Genomic DNA, 20,072 nt, shown 5'->3' with positions numbered 1-20,072 from the left:
GTAAGGCGAAGCCGCTACCCGACACGTACACGGTAGTAAAACTTAATCCAGGTTCAGCTCGTCGTAATGGGTAATCAGTTTGCCCACGATGCCGTAGTCCAGCGCTTCTGCCGGAGACATCCAGTAGTTGCGGTCGGTGTCTTTTTTCACTTTTTCCAGCGGCTGGCCGGTGGCGTCAGCGATCAGATTGTTGACGCGATCCAGCATGCGGATGATCTCGCGCGCTTCGATCTCAATATCCGTCGCCTGACCGCGCACGCCGCCCAGCGGCTGGTGGATCATAAAGCGGGTATTCGGCAGCGAGTAGCGGTGCTCTTTTTTCGCTGCCAGGAAGATGGTGATCCCCGCGCTCGCCACCCAGCCGGTGCCGATGACGTGCACTTCCGGACGGATGAACTTGATGAAGTCGTGAATGGTGTCACCCGCTTCCACGTGGCCGCCCTGGCTGTTGATGTACAGCTTGATCGGATCGTTGCTGACGCTTTGCAGCAGGATCATCTGGGTAATGACCTTCTGCGCCAGCTCCTGGTTGATCTCGCCGGAGATGACAATCGAACGGGACTCCAGCAGTTTTTGCTGCAGAGCGCCCGCGCCGCTTGACCCTTCCGCTTTGTCCTTGTCGCTTTCTTTCAGTGTGTAGTGCATTGTTGTTTCCTCAGCTTGTCGCGCTCAAAACCAGAGTGTAGCCTGTTTTATCGGTGAAAGTCCTCACAGACAAATAACGAGGGAGCTTATGAATATCGCACATGTCGCACTCTGGACCCGCAGCCTTGAAGCCCAGGTTCAGTTCTGGGAAACGGTGTTTAATGGCCGCAGTAACGAACGCTACGTCAGCAAAAACCGTCCGGGGTTTGAATCCCATTTTATTACCCTGGATGACGGGCCGACCCTCGAGCTGATGACGCTGCCGGACCTGCCCGACGCCCCGTCGCACCCGGAGTTTATCGGCTGGGCGCATATCGCCATTAACGTCGGCAGCAAGGCAAAGGTGGACAGCATGGCCGAGCGGGCGCAGGCAAACGGCACGCTGCTCAGCGCCCCGCGCATGACCGGGGACGGCTTCTATGAAGCGGTGATCGCGGACCCGGACGGCAACCGCATTGAGCTTGTCGGTGCATAAAAACAGCGTTTCATTCCTTCACCGCCCCCGCCCCGGCTCGCTATACTTCATATGGTTATCATATTGTTAAATGATAATGATATTTAATGTGTTAAGATGAAAGTCAGCATAAACAGTCTCTTACGCCACCGTTGAGACTGTTTGCATCCTCGACATTTAAATCAGCACCGGGGCGGTGAATGGAACACATTGTGTATGTGGTTGATGACGATGACGCGGTCAGGCAGTCCGTAATCGGGCTGCTGGAATCGGCAGACTTAAACGCCATCGGCTTTTCATCAGCAGAAACGTTTCTTCAACACCGGTTTGAGGATCTGCCGTCGTGCGTGATCCTCGACATGCAGATGCCCGCCATCTCTGGCTTCGAGGTGGCGGACGCGCTCAAAGACAGCGGGCGCGAGATCCCGATTATTTTTCTCACCGGCCACGGCACTATCCCGATGTCGGTGCGCGCCATAAAAGGCGGCGCGTACGAATTTCTCACCAAGCCCGTCGAATCCGCCGCGCTGATCGACGCCATTGCGTCCGCGCTGCAGCTGGCGGAAAACAACGCCGAGCGCAATAAAGAGCACTACGCCCTGAAGCAGCGCCATCTGTCCCTCACGCCGCGCGAGCACGAGGTGCTTGAGCTTGCCATCACCGGCAAGCTCAACAAGCAGATTGCCGCCGAGCTAGGCGTCAGCGAGATCACGGTGAAGGTGCACCGCCGCCGCGTGATGGAGAAAATGCAGGTGCGCTCCGTGGCCGAGCTGGTCAGGGCCGTTGAGCGCCTGACCAAAAGCCAGCCCGCGGAGTAACGTTTACCCTTCCTGCGCGGCCAGCGGCAGCGCGAAGGTAAACACCGTGCCGTGCGGCTCCCGGCGGCGCGCGCTCAGCTTTCCGCAGTGGCGCTCGATGATGCTGGCGCTGATGGTCAGCCCCATCCCCATCCCCTGCGGCTTGGTGGAGTAGAACGAGTCAAAAATCTGCTCCAGCCGTTCGGGCTCAATGCCGCTCCCGGTATCGGCGATCTCAACGATCACTTTCCCGTCCGCGTTGGCGGTGCTGAGGATGATGGTGCTGGCGCGATCCCTCACCTCGGCCATCGCCTCTACCGCATTCATCACCAGATTCAGCAGCACCTGCTGGATCTGCACGCTGTCCCCGGTGATAAAGCTGTCGCTGGCGTTCAACAGATAATCAACGCTAATGTGTCTCTGCTCCAGCTCGCTGCGCGAAAGCGTGATGATATGGTGGATCAGGTAGTGCATATCGATGCGCGAGAAGGTGGGATCCTGCTTGCGCGTCAGGGACTGGATGCTGCGAATGATCTCCCCCGCACGCGCGCCTTCCGCGGCGATCTCCTCCAGCCCTTCGCGCACTTTATCCAGGCGGGCGGGCTCGCGGCTGAGCCAGCGCAGGCTCGCCCCGGCATTCGAGACGATGGACATCAGCGGCTGGTTGATCTCGTGGGCGATGGAGGAGGTCAGTTGCCCGACGGTGGTGGCGCGGGAAACGCGCGCCAGATCCGCCTGCGCCACCCGCATGGCATCCTCCGCGGCGCGCTGGCTGGTGATATCCGTAATAATGCCGTAGTACTCGTTCACCTCGCTGCCCACCCCCACCGGATCGCCAATTCCGAGGATGTAGCGCGTTGAGCCGTCGGTGCGCTTTATACGAAACTCCGCACGCATGGAGAGCCCGTCGCGCACGCTCTGGGTGACGATGGCGCTGATGCGGGCGTAATCGTCCTCGTGGACGAAGGTTAAAAACTCCGCCATGGAGATCATCTTTTGCTGGTCGGGCAGGCCGAGAATGCGGGCGTACTCTTCCGAGACAAACATCAGATCCTGCTCCAGCTCCCAGCGCCAGCTGCCGGTGTGGCTGATCTGCTCGCCCAGCATCAGCGAGGTCTGGCTGGCGCGCAGCTCTTTTTCCACCCGGCGGCGCTGAATGTTCTCCGCCAGCAGCTCGGCGTAGAGCCGCGCCGTCTCCAGGGATACCGCTGCCTGCGCGCCCAGCAGGCTGACCACGCGCGAGTGCTCGGCGGTGAAGACCTCCGGCATCAGGCGGTTTTCCAGGTAGAGCACGCCCACCAGCCGCGCCTGTTTGAACATCGGGACGCACATCACCGCCGCCCCCGAGGTCACCAGATAAGGGTCCTGGCTGAAGGGATGAAACTCCTCCGGCTTGCCGGTGCGGATCTCCTGCCCGGTGCGGATCACCGCAGCCAGCACCGACAGCGGCATGTCGGTCGCCATCGGCACGTCTTTCAGGATCCGCACCCGCACGCCGTCGGTGCTGGTCCAGGCGCTGGCCTCGATCTCCGGGATCAGGTTATCGCTCACGCGAAGCAGCAGGCCGCGCTGCGCCCCGGCGCGTTCGAGCAGGATGGTCATCAGGTTTTCAATCAGGCGCTCAAGATTGATCTCTTCCGACAGCGCGCGGGAAGCCTTGATCACGCTCTGCAGATCGCGGATCGTCTCGTTCTGAGCAAACGCCACCGTGTCGTAGGCGCTGGCCTGCCCGGAGGCCAGCAGGTGCGGGAAATCCTGCTCCAGCTGGCGCACCTTGGCCTGCGCGCCCGCGCGGCCCCAGGCGGCAATCGAGCCGCGGAAGTGCGCGTCTGATGCGGTCGGGTAGCCGCAGGCCAGCGCAAAGCGGCCCGCCAGCTCGTGGGCCAGGGCGTTAATCGGGTTAAAGCCACCCTCGCGGGAGAGTCGGACCGCCTTCTCATACTGCTCAAGCGCAATGCTGTTCATCCCGTCCAGACGGACAATTTCGGCGTAGATCAGCGCCTCTTTATCCGCGAACGTGCCGGGATTAATGCGCGCCCAGAGGGCGATTTTGTCGTAGTGTGCGTGAATGCTGCGGCGGTGATTCGCCGAAAACGTCTCCGGCGTCAGCTGACGTGAGAGCGCCAGCGCACTGTAGAGATGGTAATCCAGCAGATGGATATGGCCCGGTGCAGACCACGCGTACCAGCCCGCCATCTCAAGATCCGCCTGCGCGTCGGTATACTCGCCGCAGGTAAAGTGCGCCATGCCACGGTAGAGCCAGTACCAGAACAGCATGGTGGAGGTCTGCTCCGGGGCCTGCTCCGGCGACGCGGGAAGCAGCGCCTCGGGCAGCGCCTGCGACGCGGTCCAGGTGCCGATCGTCGGCGTGCGCAAAAACTCCACGAAGGTGCGCTGGAGCATCAATATGGTCTCCACGTCCTGGAAGTGGGTTTTACGCACAAACGCCAGGCCGCGATCGATGCTGGTCAATACCCCATCCAGGTGATCGCCCCGTGAGAGGAAGTTAATGACCTGATGGCAGGCCGCAAAGCAGGCCACCGTCATATCGCCGTGGGTAACGGCGGCGGTGAAGCAGGCTTTTGCGCACTCGATGGTGAATGACAGCGGCTGGGTCCAGACGCTGAGCTGGTCGAGGGGCAGCAGGGTTTTGGCTTCGAACGCGTCGTAGCCGTGGCGGTTCACCAGCTCGCGGGCCAGGGTGCCGTACTGGAACCCGAGGCGGTACTCGGCGTAGCGCTGGCCAATCAGCACGCCAAACCAGGCCATCGCCGTGGTGGAGGCGCCAGTGATGCCGTGGTCGAGGGTGAGGTGCATCATGCGGCAGAGCAGCAAAAAATGCAGGCGCGGGCAGATGAAGCTGGCGCAAATGCTGGCGCTGTAGAGCAGGTTCATCACCGCTTCGGTTTCCGGGTTATCCATTCGCGACAGCTGGGCAAAAAGGCTTTGCGGCGCGTCGGCCGTGCGGTTGCAGAAGTGTTCCCAGGCCTCGTCGCAGTCGGCATCTTCCGGGTGGCGGCCAATCTGAATACCAAAAATCCCCAGCCAGCAGAGCGCCGCCTCCAGCGCCAGACGGCTGTCCGACTGGCGAATGTACACTTCCACCAGCAGGTTGGCCGCCAGCGCCTTTTCGGTCAGCCCGCCGGGGCAGCCGAGGATGGCGTCACACAACTCGCGGGTGCGCTCCAGGTGCCCCAGAGCAAACTCGCAGCCCGCCTCTTCGATATCAAGCATAAAGTCTGACACCGTCCCGGCGTTGCCCAGCGCTCTGGCGGTCTGGATATAGCTGAGCGCCGATGGATAATCCCCCGAACGCTTTGCCCGTCGTGCGGCCAGCAGGCTCAGCTCGCGGAACATCTGGCGCTGCGGCGCGGGCTGGATGCAGTCCAGCGCGGCCGTGACGTGGTGAACGGCGCGGAACAGCAGTTCGTTCCCCGCGGCCTGACGCGCGGCGTCGGCCAGCAGGCTGGCGGTGGTCAGGTGAAGATGGCTTTTCTCATGCTGATCCAGCATCGCAAAGGCCGCCTCCTGCACCCGGTCGTGGGTGAAGGCGTACTCTTTTTCCGTCAGCACAATGAGCTGGGCCATCACCGCCGGATGCAGCGCATAGCGCATTTCCGCCATCGACATGCTGACCACCCGGCAGATCATCTCCATCTCGCCCGTGCCGCCGAGGCAGGCGAGGCTGCCCAGCAGGCGGCGCGTCTCGTCGGGCAACTCTTCGAGCTGCTCCAGCACCAGGGTAACGACGTTTTCGGTGTAGTGCCGGGCGCGGATCGCCTGCAGATCGTAGTGCCACTTATCCTGATATTTGTTGTGCACCACCAGCCCGTCATCCACGATGCGGCGGAAAAATTCGTGCACAAAGAGCGGGTTGCCCCCGGTTTTCTCGTGGATCAGCGTGGCGAGGTCGGTCGTCGCCGCGCTGCGGGCACGAAATATCGTCGCCAGCCAGCGCGCCACCGCCTTCACGGACAGCGCCTGCGGGACAATTTCAGTCGCGTTTTGCGCCGCTTCCGGCAGGCTCGCCAGCTGCTGTTGCAGCGTTGGTTCAGACAACGAACCGATATCGCGGTGGGCGACCACCAGCAGCAGCGGGATAGCGCCGCAGGTCACCAGCAGATGTTTCAGCGTATGCAGGCTGGCCGCGTCGCTCCACTGGAGATCGTCGAGCACCAGCACCAGCGGGCAGCCCTGAGAAGCAAAGGTTTTTACCAGCGCCAGCACCATATGGCTGAAGCGCGCCCGGGCATCAATGGAAAAGGTATCCGCCGAGTAGCGCGGCTTGCTCTCAAGCAGCAGCCCCAGCTCGGGCACCAGGCTGACGGCCAGCGCTTCGTACCCCTCCAGGGCGCGGGACAGGCGGATTTTCCACTTCGCCACCTCTTCCGCGGGCAGCCCCAGCAGGTGCAGCGTCAGGGTGCGGAACGCGGAGCTTAATACGCCGTAGGGCAAAGACGGCGAGAACTGATCGACTTTCCCCACCGCCAGCAATACCTGACGCTGCTGCAGCGTTTTGAGCGTCGTCGCGATGATGGACGATTTGCCAATCCCCGACGGCCCGCCGATCGTCACCAGCTCCGGCACCAGGTTCTGCCCCACCCGCTCAAACGCGGCAATGACGTCATTCGCCTGCGGATGCGTCGCGAACAGGGAGTCCGCCAGATGGATCGCGGGAGTGCGGTCCTGCTGGCCGGGCGTAAAGGCGACGATCTCGCCCTCGCAGGTCAGCGTCGCCTGGCAGCGGCGGAGGTCGGCAATCAGCCCGTCGACCGTCTGGTAGCGGTTATCGGGGTGCTTTTCCAGCAGCTTGAGGATGATGGTCGACAGCATCCCCGGCACGTCCGGGCGAATCACGTCCGGGGCCAGCGGCTCCGAGGCAATATGGTAGTGCGCCCAGTTGGTTTGATCGTCCTCCCCCAACTCAAACGGCAGGCGACCGGTCAGGAGTTCATACAGCACCATGCCGAGGCTGTAGAGATCGCTGCGGCCGTCAACGGGACGCCGGGTGCGGGTGGTGTGCTCCGGCGACATATACGCGGGCGTACCGCCTGAAACGGCAAGCCGGGTCTGGGAGAAGGCACCGGAGAGGCTACAGGAGAGGCCAAAGCTGCCCAGACGGCAGGTGGCATCGTGATGAACAAAAATCGCGCCGGGCTTGATATCGCCGTGGATCAGGTTTTGCAGGTGCATCTGGCGCAGGGGAACGCAGATCTGGATCGCCATCTCAATAAATCGCGAGATCCCCGAGATCGCCCTGCCCGCGCGCCGCGCCAGCAGTTCAAACGCAAACGGCGCATACACCAGCGCGAAACGTCCCCGGTACTGGGTGGAGGCAACGGCGCGGATGGCCCAGCTGTCCTGCAGCACGTCACGCAGCGCAAATTCGTTTTTTAGCAGCCGCGTGGCCCGCTCTTCCTCTTCGTCGCTCACCGCTGTGGCAATGATGAACGAGCCGCCTGAATGGGGATGGCGCGCGTGCATCCAGGCGATACCGCCCTCCTGCGCCAGCACGGTAAAAATCACATCCTCTTTAAGGACAAAAACCCGCCCCTGGTGAAGATTCCCCTGGGCGGGCCAGAATGCAGGCTGCTCGTGTTCGTTCATCCGCGATCCTTATCGTCGGCGGGCCAGCTCCCGCTGTATATGATCCAGCAGAATATCGATGTTAATGGGTTTACGCAAAAATGCAGCGGCGCCCAGGCTAAGAGCGTACCGCTGCATATTTTCATCAGCATGACCGGAGATAAAGATCACGGGCGGCGGGGGAACGGCCAGCAGCCGCAGCTTGTCAAACAGCTCCAGGCCGCTCATGCCCCGCAGCTTGATATCGGCGATCACCAGCGCCGCGCCGGACAGGGCGAGCGGATGGCTCAGAAATACCTCTGCCGAATCAAACGTATCGGCGGCATACCCTTCCGACTCCAGGAGATTACTCAGCCCGCTGCGGACGGAACGTTCGTCATCAATGATGGCAATGCGCCACGGCAGCGTCATGCTGTCTTTCCTCAAAAAAATCATTAAACGTCGCGATCGTCCTTAGCGGGCGCGGGGGGCGCCGTGCCGCTGATTTTCGGCACGCATTCGTGACGAAACCAGGCGAGGGTAAACGGTTCGCGACTCAGTAAACGCCGTCCCACCGGGATGAGCTGTTCACCCACCAGCATGCCAAACAGGCCAAGCAGGGCGACAACCGGCGGTGCCGGGGAATGAACGTCGAGCAGGGCGTAAATTACCCCAGCAACCACGCCGCACACCAGCGAAATTATCCATGCTCTCATGACGTCGCTCCCGTCTGCGATTTCACCTGCGGAACCGTTACCTGAGGAGGCGGCGCGCCGTCGCGGGATAACAGATGGCGCGTCGCCTGTTCACCCGCCAGCATCCCCAGCAGGCCAATCAGCGCCAGCGCGGGCGGCGCGGGGGAGCGCACCTTCAGCACGGCATACATCAGGCCAATCAACACGCCTGCGGCAAGAGATATCAGCCCAGTACTCATTGTGAACTCCAGAGAAAGAGGCAGCGGCGAGCCGGATGAGGGACCAGCCCGCCAGCGGAACTTAGCGAGCCGGGACCGGCGCTAAGGTGCGGTGCTCGCTCTTCTGGCGAGACGGTGCTTTGTGCACCATGGTGTAGGCGTAATCCACGCCCATGCCGTACGCGCCGGAGTGTTCGCGCACGATATCCATTACCGCGGTGTAGGTCTCTTTACGCGCCCAGTCGCGCTGCCACTCCAGCATCACCTGCTGCCAGGTCACCGGGATCACGCCTGCCTGGATCATGCGCTGCATCGCGAAGTCGTGGGCTTCTTTGGAGGTGCCGCCGGACGCGTCCGCCACCATATAAATTTCGTAGTCGCCTTCCAGCATCGCGCACAGGGCAAAGCTGTTGTTGCACACTTCGGTCCACAGGCCGGCAACCACCACCTTCTTCTTGCCGTTAGCCTTCAGCGCGTCGCGCACCTTCTGGTCGTCCCAGGAGTTCATGGAGGTACGCTCCAGAATGTCCTGGCCCGGGAACACGTCCAGCAGCTCCGGATAGGTGTTACCGGAGAAGCTTTCGGTCTCAACGGTGGTGATGATGGTCGGGATGTTGAACACTTTGGCCGCTTTCGCCAGCGCCACGGTGTTGTTTTTCAGCACCTGGCGGTCAATAGACTGCACGCCAAACGCCATCTGTGGCTGGTGATCGATAAAGATGATCTGACAGTTCGCAGGGGTTAACACTTCGAGCTTTGAAGAGGTCATAGCATTTTCCAGTGGTTAAGGGTAGAAATCGCCGCGAGCGCCGCGACGATAAAGTCACCCTCATCCTGCGGTTTTCCGTCGCCGCGCGTAATTATCTCTTCGTATAGTTAACCTTAGGTATAGTTATACTTTGGTATACCTATCCTATTGTATAACTGGATTTTTGCCGAAACCGGTTCCCATAATCCTGACCATTCCCCCTCTCAGTCAGGAGCAGTTATGGTTACCCTCGGTAAAGCCGATCTTATTCTGGTTAACGGCCAGTTTCACACCGTCGATCGCGAAAATCCTGTCGCGGAAGCCGTTGCCGTGCGCGACGGAAAATTTCTGGAAGTGGGTACCGTCGCCGAGGTGATGCAGTACCACTGCGACGGCACTAAGGTGGTGGATTTGAAAGGCCACACCGCCATCCCCGGCCTGAACGACTCGCACCTGCACCTGATCCGCGGCGGGCTGAACTACAACCTCGAGCTGCGCTGGGAAGGCGTGCCGTCGCTGGCTGATGCCCTGCGGATGCTGAAAGAACAGGCCCTGCGCACGCCGTCGCCCCAGTGGGTGCGCGTGGTGGGCGGCTGGAGCGAGTTCCAGTTTGCCGAGCGCCGCATGCCGACGCTGGACGAGATTAACGACGCCGCGCCGGACACCCCGGTCTTCATTCTGCACCTGTACGACCGCGCTCTGCTCAACCGCGCCGCGCTGAAGGTGGTCGGCTACACCAAAGAGACGCCGAACCCGCCGGGCGGCGAGATCCAGCGCGACGCCAACGGCAACCCGACCGGGATGCTGATTGCCCGTCCGAACGCTATGATCCTCTATGCCACGCTGGCGAAAGGGCCGAAGCTGCCGCTGGAGCAGCAGGTCAACTCCACGCGTCAGTTTATGCGCGAGCTGAACCGCCTGGGGCTGACCAGCGCCATCGACGCGGGCGGCGGCTTCCAGAACTACCCGGAAGATTACGAGGTGATTGCCGAGCTGCACGAGAAAAAGCAGATGACCATCCGCATCGCCTATAACCTGTTTACCCAGCGTCCGGGTCACGAACTGGAAGACTTTGAAAAATGGACCGACATGCTCACGCCGGGCCAGGGCAGCGACTTCTTCCGCCACAACGGCGCGGGCGAGATGCTGGTCTTCTCCGCCGCCGATTTTGAAGACTTCCTCGAGCCGCGCCCGGACCTCGCGCCGGGCATGGAGGACGAGCTGGAGCGCGTGGTGCGCCATCTGGTGGAGCACCGCTGGCCGTTCCGCCTGCACGCCACCTACAACGAATCCATCAGCCGCATGCTGGACGTGTTCGAGAAGGTGAACCGCGACATTCCGTTCAACGGCCTGCACTGGTTCTTCGACCATGCGGAAACCGTTACCCAGGCCAACATCGACCGCATCAAAGCGCTGGGCGGCGGCATTGCCGTGCAGCACCGCATGGCCTTCCAGGGGGAGTACTTTGCCGAGCGCTATGGCATCGAAGCTACCCGCCACACGCCGCCGGTGGCGAAAATGCTCGAGACCGGCGTGCCGGTGGGCTTAGGGACGGACGCCACCCGCGTGGCGAGCTACAACCCGTGGACCGCGCTCTACTGGCTGGTCTCCGGCCGCACTGTAGGCGGGATGCAGATGTACGATCATAGCGCCCGTCTGGACCGCGATACCGCCCTGATGCTCTGGACCCAGGGTAGCGCGTGGTTCTCCAGCGAGCAGAACCAGAAGGGGCAGATCAAGGTCGGCCAGCTCGCGGATCTGGCGGTGCTGAGCAAAGACTACTTCCGCGTGCCGGAAGAGGAGATCAAGGGCATCGAGTCCGTCCTGACGGTGGTCAACGGCGACATCGTCTACGCCGCAGGCACCTTCGGCCCGCTCGCGCCACCGGCCATTCCGGTCCTGCCCGAGTGGTCTCCGGTGGTGAAAGTGCCGGGCCACTACCGCAGCGCGCCGCCGCAGGCCGCCCGCGTGGGCATGAGTGTGGCTCACCACTGCAGCGGCCCGTGCGGGGTTCACAGCCACCAGCATGATTTCGCCCGCACGTCAGAGATGCCGGTGTCCGACGATAACGCTTTCTGGGGGGCGCTGGGCTGCAGCTGCTTTGCATTCTGATGAAAAACACTACTATGCCGCCCCGGGTCGATCTGGGGCTGTTCTTCCTGCGCCTCACCGGCAGCCTGCTGCTGCTCTACGTGCACGGCCTGCCGAAGGTGCTGCACTTCAGCGAAGAGCTGACGCGCATTGAAGATCCGTTCGGCTTCGGGCCTTACGCGAGCCTGATCCCGGCGATCGTCGCCGAGGTCATCTGCCCGCTGTTGATCATTGCGGGCGTCTACACCCGCCTGGCGTGCCTGCCGATTATCGCCGTGCTGCTGGTGGCGATGCTGGCGGTCCACCCGGACTGGTCGATTGCCGAAGGGCAGTTTGGCTGGCTGCTGCTGATTATCTTCACCACTCTCGCCCTCACCGGGCCGGGCCAGTGGCGGCTGCAGCGTAAGGCAACGGAGAGGTTCGCATGACCCAGGTTAACGACGTTCGCGACGCACACGTTGAGACGACGCCCGCGCGGGCGGTTTCGCCCTGGCAGCCGCTGAGCCAGCCGGTGTTCCGCATGCTGTGGATCGCCACGGTGGTCTCTAACGTCGGCTCATGGATGAGCGACGTCGGCATCAACTGGAGCATGCTGACGCTCAGCGCCGATCCGCTGGATATCGCGCTGGTGCAGGCGGCGAGCAGCCTGCCGATGTTCCTCTTCGCCCTGCCGTCCGGGGTGATGGCGGACATCGTTGACCGACGTAAATACCTGCTCTTCTCACAACTGTGGGTGTTCATCGCCGCCGCCGGGCTGACGGTGCTCTCCTTCACCGGACACGTCACCCCTACCGTTCTGCTGGTGGCGACGTTCCTGCTGAGCGTGGGCGCGGCGATGAGCTCGCCGCCGTTCCAGGCCGTGGTGCCCGATCTGGTGAGCAAGCCGGAGCTGGGTGCCGCCGTGGCGCTGAACTCGCTCGGGGTGAATATCAGCCGGGCGATTGGCCCCGCGCTGGGCGGTTTTCTGCTTTCGCTCGCCGGGCCGTGGATGGTGTTTGCCCTGAACGCGCTGTCCGTGGTGGGCGTGGCGTGGGTGCTGTGGCGCTGGCGTCCGGCCCCGTCCGTGCAGCGCCTGCCGCCGGAGCACTTCTTCTCCGCGGTGCGCTCCGGCATTCGCTACGTGCACGCCGCGCCGGTGCTGCGCAACGTGCTGGTGCGCACCGTGGCCTTCTTCGTTTTCGGCAGCGCGGGCTGGGCACTGCTGCCGCTGGTGGCGCGCCGCGAGCTGGGCTTAGGCCCGGCGGGCTACGGCGTGATGCTGGCGTGCATCGGCCTGGGGGCGATTGCCGGGGCGATCCTGCTGCCGCGCCTGCGCCAGCGGCTGAACGCCGATCGGCTGATGGTGGCCGCGAGTCTGGTTTTTGCCCTCACCATGCTGGCGCTGGCGTTCGTGCGCCACGTCTGGCTGCTCAACCTGTTTGAGTTCTTCACCGGCTTCGCGTGGATTGCGGTGCTCTCCACCCTCAACCTCGGCGCACAGCGCAGCGCCGCCCGCTGGGTGAAGGCCCGGGCGCTGGCGGTCTACCTGACGGTGTTCTTCGGCTCGATGACCACGGGCAGCGCCATCTGGGGGCAGATCGCCTCGCAGTTTGGCACCCCAACCTCGCTGGTTGTCGCCACACTCGGGATGGTGCTGGCAAGCGCAACGGTGTTCCGCTGGAAGCTGGAGAAAGATCCTGATTTAAACCTCGACCTGAGCGGGCAGCCGCTGGACGGCGTGGAGATTGAGCTGCCGAACGAGCGCGGCCCGGTGCTGGTGTCGCACGAGTACATCATCGACCCGCATAACGCGAAAGCCTTCCTGGAGGCGGTACACGAGCTGCGCCGGGTGCGCCGCCGCGCCGGCGCGATGAGCTGGGCGGTGTACGAGGATATCGAACGCCCCGGCCTGTTTATTGAGATCTTCCTGATGGGCTCGTGGATTGAGCATCTGCGCCAGCAGGAGCGCCACACCATGAATGACCTCCTGCTGCAGAGCCGCGTTCTGGCTTTTCATCAGGGCACAACATCACCGGCAATTCGCTATCTGGTCGCGCCGGTATAACCATAACCATCACCTGTACAGGAACACACTATGGCAACGTTTAAGGCAAAAGACGGCACGCAGATTTACTACAAAGACTGCGGCGCGGGCAAACCGGTTCTCTTCAGCCACGGCTGGCCGCTGGACGGCGACATGTGGGATAGCCAGCTGAACTACCTGGCGGAGCGCGGCTTCCGCGCCATCGCCTTTGACCGTCGCGGCTTTGGCCGCTCGGATCAGCCGTGGAACGGCTACGACTACGACACCTTTGCGTCCGACATTAACGACCTGATCACCACCCTGGACCTCCAGGACGTGACGCTGGTGGGCTTCTCCATGGGCGGCGGCGACGTGACCCGCTACATCAACAACTACGGCAGCGCGCGCGTGGCCGGTCTGGCGCTGCTGGGCGCGGTCACGCCGATCTTCGGTAAATCCGACTCCTTCCCGCAGGGTGTGGATCAGAGCGTGTTCGACGGTATTCGCGACGGACTGCGTAAAGATCGCGCCCAGTTCATCAGCGACTTCGCGACGCCGTTCTACGGCATCAACGCCGGGCAGACCGTCTCTGCCGGTGCCCTGACCCAGACGCTGAACATCGCTCTGCTGGCATCCCTGAAGGGCACCATCGACTGCGTGACCGCCTTCGGCGAAACCGACTTCCGCCCGGATATGGCGAAAATCGACGTGCCGACGCTGGTGATCCACGGCAGCAACGACCAGATCGTGCCGTTTGAAAGCACCGGCAAGCTGGCGGCGGAGATGATCAAAAACGCCACGCTGAAGGTGTACGACAACGCCCCGCACGGCTTCGCGCTGACCCACCAGGATCAGCTCAACGAAGATCTGCTGGCGTTTGTGAAGTCGCTGTAATGTCGTCCAGGGGCATGTTGATCCGGCATGCCCTTATAGATCACTGTTTTAGGTAGTTATTCACTCAGGCTTACAATCCCGTAAAATTCATTCGCCAGGTTACTGAAGCCTGTAATTTTACTGGAGAGCATATGGACGCAGTTGAGCAAGACGTCAGATTCGAATGGGCAGACTTTTATCAGGCTTTTGCCTCTCAGCTACTAACCTGGCGAAATCGAAGAGAGGAGTTGGTGGCGGGTATTCACCGCATTGCTGCTGAGATTGGTAGTATGTCACACCTACAGGACAAGCCCGCTAATGGCGTCCCCCATCCTTTGAAAGACATTTGTCCTTTCACCACTATGGGCTTGTTTAATCGCTCGCTTACCGTTACCAACCGAAGAAATATCGCAGCCAGCCTGGCAAAACTGATAGGCGTTCGTGAAAAGGTTCCTGAATCGTTCGACGGTATTCCGCTACTAAACAATCAGAAATCATGGTTCTTTGGCTATGAGAAATCACGTAAGCCTGAAGACATCGATACGCTGTGGGAAATGTTTTCTCAGGCAATCTCCTTCGCCGACACCCCAAACGCCGATCCCGCTGACTTCCTATTTTCTTATGACGCCGCATCTAACGTGCGCAATGTGGGCTGGAACCTGACAATGGGATTGTACTGGCTACGCCCCTGGTTCTACCCTACGCTGGATAGCCAGTCTCAGTACTACATCCAGAAAGTCCTGAACATTAAAATCATTAAAAAAGGTGCCAAAGGGCGCTGTAGCGGACACAACTATCAGACCGTAGCCCTGGCGCTCAAAAAGGCTTTTACCCAGCCAAACTATCCGGTTCACTCCTTCCCTGAACTCTCTCTGGCGGCATGGAATATCGATTTGCAACAGTCAAATGATGAAGTCGAGCGGCTGACATGGAAAGCGTATTTGCTCAATAAGATCAAGGTGCTGTGCCTACGTAAAGACAGCCCATTTTTCTCTTTGAGGGAGTTAAAAGAGGCCTATCTGGATGAGATTAAGGCGGATTATCCCAATAACAATACTATTGAATCATCCATTTCATATTATCTGCAAAAACTACGTGATGATGATGAACTGGAGTTTCAGACCCCCGGCAATTATGAATACCTCAACTTCGATAAAGGTGAATTGCAGAGCATCACCGAGGAAACGGTTGAAGAGAACGTGCCCGCAGAAATCCCCCACAAGCCTTACACGATAAGCAATTTGATCGATGAGGGCTGCTTTTTAGAAGAGGAAAAAATCCAATTCATCCTTCAGCGGTTACAGGCCAAAAAAAACCTGATCCTTCAGGGCCCGCCGGGAACCGGTAAAACCTGGCTTGCGCGCCGTCTGGCGTATTGTCTGATGGGCGAGGAAACCTCTAAGCGCATCAGCGCGGTGCAGTTCCACCCTACCCTCTCCTACGAAGACTTTATTCGCGGCTGGCGTCCTAACAATGAAGGACGTTTAGCACTGGTAGACGGGCCTTTTCTCCATGCAATCGACAAAGCAGTAAACGATCCGACAACTAAGTACGTGGTCATTATTGAGGAGATTAACCGGGGCAATCCTGCGCAAATTTTTGGCGAAACGCTGACGCTGATGGAGGCGGATAAACGTACGCCGAATGAGGCGCTTGAGCTCTCATATCGATCTGATATGGATGAAAAAACCTACATTCCTGAAAACCTGTATATCATCGGGACGATGAATATCGCTGACCGCTCGCTTGCCCTGCTAGACCTGGCATTACGGCGCCGCTTTGCGTTTATTGATCTAAAGCCCGAGTTTAACGACGCGTGGAAAAAATGGGTTAACCAACGGTTTAATGTGAGTCTGGAAACATTAGCCCTTATCGAATCCAAATTAACCGCGTTAAATGAAAAATTGTCCAGGGATGCGGCCCTGGGACCTCAATTTTGTATCGGGCATAGCTATGTAACCCCACCTGCGGGGTTGAAAATTGACGACGGGATGGCCTGGTACGAGCAGGTTGTCGAAACCGAAATCTGCCCTTTACTTGCCGAATACTGGTTTGATGCGCCGGAGAAAGTCCAGGATTCCAGAAAGGAGCTTCTCAGCGTATGACCGATCTTGCTGAACGTGACGATACGCAGGCTCGGGCAGCGGTATCGCGTATTCCTTTGCGGAATATCTGGCTATTGATGCTGTACGCCTCCAGTCTGTTTCGCCACCACGGACGCAGCATGGTTGCCGCTGAAAACAATCCGGAGGAGATCCCGGCGCTGGTGGCGAGGATCCTGCTTCACGAAGTGGAGCAGCGGCTGTTAAGGCATTTAAGTATGGGATACCAAACTCGCCGCGCCACGCTTAACAGGGTAAGGGGACGCATTGATGTTCTGCGCACAACCAGTCGACAATTGCTTGAGCGGGCACAGGTAGCCTGCCAGTTTCAGGAAATGACGCTGGACACACCACGAAATCGCTATGTTCGCTCTGCGTTAGAGCACCTTGTTCCGCTGCTCAGCGACGGCACGCTGGCTGCACAATGTCGCGCAATGGCAATCAATTTGCGTCGTCGTGGTATTGAGGGGAGTATGCCCGGCAAAGGTGAACTGCCGTCAATCACACGTTTTGGCCGCCACGATGCGGCGGATAAAGCCATGGTCGATGCCGCGAAGCTGGCATTTGAATTATGGCTACCAACCCAAACTGCGGGGCAAAAACTGTTGCCAACGCCGTCTGATGACCCTTATTGGATGCGCAAGCTGTTCGAGAAAAGTATGGCGGGTTTCTATCACTTCCATCTTCCCAAAAAAGACTGGACAGTCGCTGCCGGAAAAGAGTTGAAATGGGGATTAACGTCTCAAAGTGCAGGGAGCGAAAGTATTTTCCCAACCATGAACTCGGACATTATTCTTGAGCACAAGCAACCTGCACAGCGCGTCATCATCGACACCAAATTCAATAACATTCTGACTAAAGGCTGGTATCGCGATAAGAGCTTGCGCAGCGGTTATATCTACCAGATTTATACCTATCTGCGGACGCAGGAGAACCGAACAGACCCATTATCTCTCCGTTCAGCTGGATTATTACTTCATCCAGCCGTCGATGTAATGCTCTACGAATTCGTTGAGGTACAGGGGCATAAAATCCACTTTGCCACCGTAGATTTAGCAGCAGATGCCGTCACAATGGCTCAGCAATTATTGAAATTAGCGCGTGATTGCTGTGGGATAACTGACGTGAATTAAGTTCTGAAGTGGACGCCTGCATGACAGGCGCCCATTTCTCTTAGTTCGCCGGGGCCGGACGCTCCAGCCGATCATTCTCCGCACGGCTATTTTCTACATGATGCCGACGCTCCGCCAGCAACCGACAAACCTCCGCATGCTTCTCCTCGGTAAAGGTAAAGCGCGACATAAAGCCCATGCGGATCAGCGACCCAATCGCCGGTAACAAACAAATCCCGAAGAACAGCCCCGACAGTACGCCTTCGCTCTGGATTTGCGCCTGCGGCACGTAGCCGATCATCGTCAGAAACACGCCGATGAGCCCGCCGCCCACCGCTACCGACATCTTGCCGGTAAAGGTCTGCCCGGAGAAGGTGATCGCCGCGCAGCGCTTGTTAGTGTGGTACTCCGCGTACTCGATGGTGTCGGCAATCATCGACGAGGTGAGGATGTTGGTCATCATCACGAACAGCGTGCTCAGGCCGAGCAGAATAAACAGCATCGTCACCTGCTGATATCCGACAAACCACATCACCACGCGCACCGCCACGTCCAGCCCGCAGAGGATCATAAACAGCTTCCGCTTCTGCATCCGGCGCGTCAGCATCGGGGCGACCAGACACAGCACCGCCGCCACAATGCCCATCACGCCAATCGCCATCTGCAGGCTGCCGTCGCCCAGGTTGTTGATAAAGAAGTAGATATACAGCCCGCCCGCCACGTTGTGGAACACGCAAAAGAAGAACGACAGCAGGACGATAAACAGCGGCTTGTTCTGGCGCAGGTTGTGGAAGGTGTCGCGGATGGTCACCTTTTCCGGGCTCGGCGGCACACGCTCTTTGATCTGCATAAAGCCGTTAAGCATCAGCGGCAGGCCCACCAGCATCATCACCAGCGCCGCCATAAAGTAGCCTTTATCGTTGCTGTACTGGGCGAAGAACGCCGCCAGCTTCGGGAAGAAGATATTGGCGCAGGCAATCCCGGCGTTCACCCCGAGCATCGCCGCCGTCACCGCGCGGGTGCGCTGGGCGGAGTCGTTGGTCATCACCGACGACATCGACCAGAACGGGATATCGGAGATGGCGTACAGCGTCCCCCACAGGATATACGTCACCCCGGCGTAGAGGATTTTGGTGGTCATGTCCGCTTCGATTTTATAGAACGACAACAGCGTGACGCCGGTGATCAGCAAAGGCGCAATCAGCAAAAAGTGGCGAAACTTGCCGAACCGGCTGTTAATGGTGTCCATTATGCTGGCAAACAGCGGATCGTGAACCGCGTCCCACGCGCGGGCAATCAGGAAGATGGTGCTCGCCGCCAGCGCCGAGATCCCCAGCACGTCGGTGTAAAAATAGTTAATAAACGAACCCACTAAACCAAAGCTAAAACACTGACCTAAACCATAGCCAAAATAAGACCACAACTCGCGAGACGGTATTTTCATTGTCGTTGCCATAGTGCGTACCTGGTTGCCCGGCGACAGCACGCCGGGTCGTTATTATTAGCCCTGCGGATTCGGGGCGATTTTGCGCAGCTTCTGCATCAGCGCAATTTCAGCGCGTGAGAACGGAATGCCGTTCTCCTCAAACACGTCGTGGAACCAGAGGCGACAGTAGTCCGTGGACTCCTTCATCACCACCGGCCACGGCAGCCACGTCTGGGTTTTGCCGCGCACCAGCCCCCACTGATACGGCGCAACCTTCGCCATGTACATCAGCGGAAGCTGCTCTTCGATGGTGCTGCCCACGTGGCGCGCCAGCCATTCGGTGCAGAAGATTGGGCGGCCCAGCGCCTGAAGTTGCTGGATAATCGCCGTCATGCGCCCGGTATTGGTGTAGGCGTGGAAGCTCACCACGTCCGAGAGCGCCAGCGCGGTCTGGTCCAGCGGGTGCTGGAAGAACGTCTCGCCTTCCTCTTCCGGCGGCAGGCGCCACGCGCAGACGGTAAGCGGCTGGGTTGGATCTTCTTCACGCACCCAGCGGAACGCCAGCTTCATCAGCGCGTGGGCGCAGGTCTCCAGCTTCGCGTCGTACTGCACCTCCTGCGTGCCGGTCGCGAAAATGCCGCGGTTGCCCGGCTCGTTATAGAGATCCCACAGCAGCACGCGCTTATCGTCGCGGAACTGGCGGATAACGTCGCGGATATAGCGTTCAATGTCTGCCCAGCAGTCGGGATCGCACACCTTATCGCGACCGGGGCTCGCCGCCGCCTGGCTGTTGTGCTTGCCCGGCACGGGCGGCTTTTGCGGGCCAAGGTACGGCTCGTCGCCGGAGAAGCCGCAGTCGTCCATTAGGGTCAGCATTGTGCTGAACCCGTGGTCGTCGGCAATCGTCAAAAAGTGGTCGATGCGCGCCATCAGCCCGTCGCGGTCATGCTCCCAGACGATAAACGGCAGATTAATGCGCAGGGTGTTATAGCCCGCCTCCGCCGCCCAGCCCAGCTCGCGGTCAATGGTTGCGGCATCGAAGGTCTCTGCCTGCCAGATATCGGTCCAGTTCACCGCCGTCGACGGCAAATAGTTAAACCCGCACAGCCAGCCTTTCTGCTCATACCACGCCTGTGCCTGCTCCCTGCTCCACTGCTCTTTCATTACGCATCCTCTTACTGATAATATTTAGCTAATAAATATTAGCTGCGGGATAAATGCGCAAATCACGGCGTTTAGAAAAGCGATGCCCCTCACAAAGTTCACGCTTCGATGAATGAGAAACGTGATCGACGGCGCTAAAGCGTGCGGTTAGGGTATGATGCGAAGTCGCGAAAGGGAGAG

The 20,072-nt window shown here is 59.9% G+C and carries 16 protein-coding genes; 8 read left to right on the top strand and 8 right to left on the bottom strand.

The window, feature by feature from the left end:
- Positions 1 to 42: 42 nt before the first annotated feature.
- Entirely contained in the window at positions 43 to 645 is a 603-nt protein-coding gene (locus tag OKF39_RS03705; RefSeq protein WP_479983493.1) for an ATP-dependent Clp protease proteolytic subunit, read from the bottom strand.
- An 88-nt stretch (positions 646 to 733) separates the two neighbouring features.
- Here OKF39_RS03705 and OKF39_RS03700 point away from each other — a divergent pair, with 88 nt between their 5' ends.
- Positions 734 to 1,120 carry a VOC family protein gene (locus OKF39_RS03700; protein WP_045631073.1) on the top strand — a complete coding sequence of 129 codons (387 nt, stop codon included), beginning with the start codon at positions 734 to 736 and terminating at the stop codon, positions 1,118 to 1,120.
- A 179-nt stretch (positions 1,121 to 1,299) separates the two neighbouring features.
- Positions 1,300 to 1,917 (top strand): response regulator transcription factor, encoded by a 618-nt coding sequence (locus tag OKF39_RS03695; RefSeq protein ID WP_049138629.1) that lies wholly within the window; start codon positions 1,300 to 1,302, stop codon positions 1,915 to 1,917.
- 3 nt (positions 1,918 to 1,920) lie between these two features.
- Here OKF39_RS03695 and OKF39_RS03690 read toward each other — a convergent pair whose 3' ends face one another.
- From OKF39_RS03690 to OKF39_RS03670, 5 genes are all read right to left on the bottom strand, one after another.
- A complete protein-coding gene (locus OKF39_RS03690; RefSeq protein ID WP_479983492.1) occupies positions 1,921 to 7,503 on the bottom strand; it encodes a trifunctional serine/threonine-protein kinase/ATP-binding protein/sensor histidine kinase in 5,583 nt (1,860 codons plus the stop codon).
- Positions 7,504 to 7,512: 9 nt separating this feature from the next.
- Positions 7,513 to 7,893 (bottom strand): response regulator transcription factor, encoded by a 381-nt coding sequence (locus OKF39_RS03685; RefSeq protein ID WP_028015364.1) that lies wholly within the window; start codon positions 7,891 to 7,893, stop codon positions 7,513 to 7,515.
- Positions 7,894 to 7,916: 23 nt separating this feature from the next.
- Complete coding sequence (locus tag OKF39_RS03680; RefSeq protein ID WP_028015363.1) at positions 7,917 to 8,177, bottom strand: XapX domain-containing protein; 261 nt, start codon at positions 8,175 to 8,177, stop codon at positions 7,917 to 7,919.
- Positions 8,174 to 8,395, bottom strand: coding sequence for a DUF1427 family protein (locus OKF39_RS03675; RefSeq protein ID WP_028015362.1), 222 nt, complete (start codon positions 8,393 to 8,395; stop codon positions 8,174 to 8,176). The genes OKF39_RS03680 and OKF39_RS03675 overlap by 4 nt, the downstream gene beginning before the upstream one ends.
- Before the next feature lie 61 nt (positions 8,396 to 8,456).
- Entirely contained in the window at positions 8,457 to 9,143 is a 687-nt protein-coding gene (locus OKF39_RS03670; RefSeq protein WP_023331928.1) for a hydrolase, read from the bottom strand.
- Positions 9,144 to 9,362: 219 nt separating this feature from the next.
- On the opposite strand from OKF39_RS03670, the gene OKF39_RS03665 reads away from it, so the two are divergent.
- The 6 genes from OKF39_RS03665 to mcrC all read left to right on the top strand — a co-directional run bounded on the left by OKF39_RS03665 (position 9,363) and on the right by mcrC (position 17,323).
- Positions 9,363 to 11,234, top strand: coding sequence for an amidohydrolase (locus tag OKF39_RS03665; protein ID WP_479983491.1), 1,872 nt, complete (start codon positions 9,363 to 9,365; stop codon positions 11,232 to 11,234).
- Positions 11,234 to 11,641, top strand: a complete 408-nt coding sequence (locus tag OKF39_RS03660) for a DoxX family protein (RefSeq protein ID WP_028015359.1) — start codon at positions 11,234 to 11,236, stop codon at positions 11,639 to 11,641. The genes OKF39_RS03665 and OKF39_RS03660 overlap by 1 nt, the downstream gene beginning before the upstream one ends.
- Positions 11,638 to 13,257, top strand: a complete 1,620-nt coding sequence (locus OKF39_RS03655; protein ID WP_479983490.1) for an MFS transporter — start codon at positions 11,638 to 11,640, stop codon at positions 13,255 to 13,257. Before OKF39_RS03660 ends, OKF39_RS03655 begins: the two co-directional genes overlap by 4 nt.
- A 30-nt stretch (positions 13,258 to 13,287) precedes the next feature.
- A complete protein-coding gene (locus OKF39_RS03650; protein WP_023293378.1) occupies positions 13,288 to 14,109 on the top strand; it encodes an alpha/beta fold hydrolase in 822 nt (273 codons plus the stop codon).
- A 131-nt stretch (positions 14,110 to 14,240) separates the two neighbouring features.
- On the top strand, positions 14,241 to 16,193 hold the full coding sequence (locus OKF39_RS03645) for an AAA family ATPase (protein ID WP_022650329.1): 1,953 nt from the start codon (positions 14,241 to 14,243) through the stop codon (positions 16,191 to 16,193).
- Positions 16,190 to 17,323: a 5-methylcytosine-specific restriction endonuclease system specificity protein McrC gene (mcrC, locus tag OKF39_RS03640; protein ID WP_479983489.1), complete on the top strand. Its 1,134-nt coding sequence runs from the start codon at positions 16,190 to 16,192 to the stop codon at positions 17,321 to 17,323. Before OKF39_RS03645 ends, mcrC begins: the two co-directional genes overlap by 4 nt.
- A 40-nt stretch (positions 17,324 to 17,363) precedes the next feature.
- Here the strand turns inward: mcrC and OKF39_RS03635 are convergent, their stop codons facing one another.
- Positions 17,364 to 18,758 carry an MFS transporter gene (locus OKF39_RS03635; protein ID WP_479418754.1) on the bottom strand — a complete coding sequence of 465 codons (1,395 nt, stop codon included), beginning with the start codon at positions 18,756 to 18,758 and terminating at the stop codon, positions 17,364 to 17,366.
- Between the two features lie 45 nt (positions 18,759 to 18,803).
- Positions 18,804 to 19,892, bottom strand: a complete 1,089-nt coding sequence (locus OKF39_RS03630) for a cellulase family glycosylhydrolase (protein WP_479983488.1) — start codon at positions 19,890 to 19,892, stop codon at positions 18,804 to 18,806.
- Positions 19,893 to 20,072: the final 180 nt, after the last annotated feature.

This window comes from Enterobacter cloacae complex sp. HYC042_NIDB, assembly GCF_056673315.1.
The sequence above is the reverse complement of the archived record's forward strand: the minus strand, read 5'-3'. Positions and strand labels throughout refer to the sequence as shown.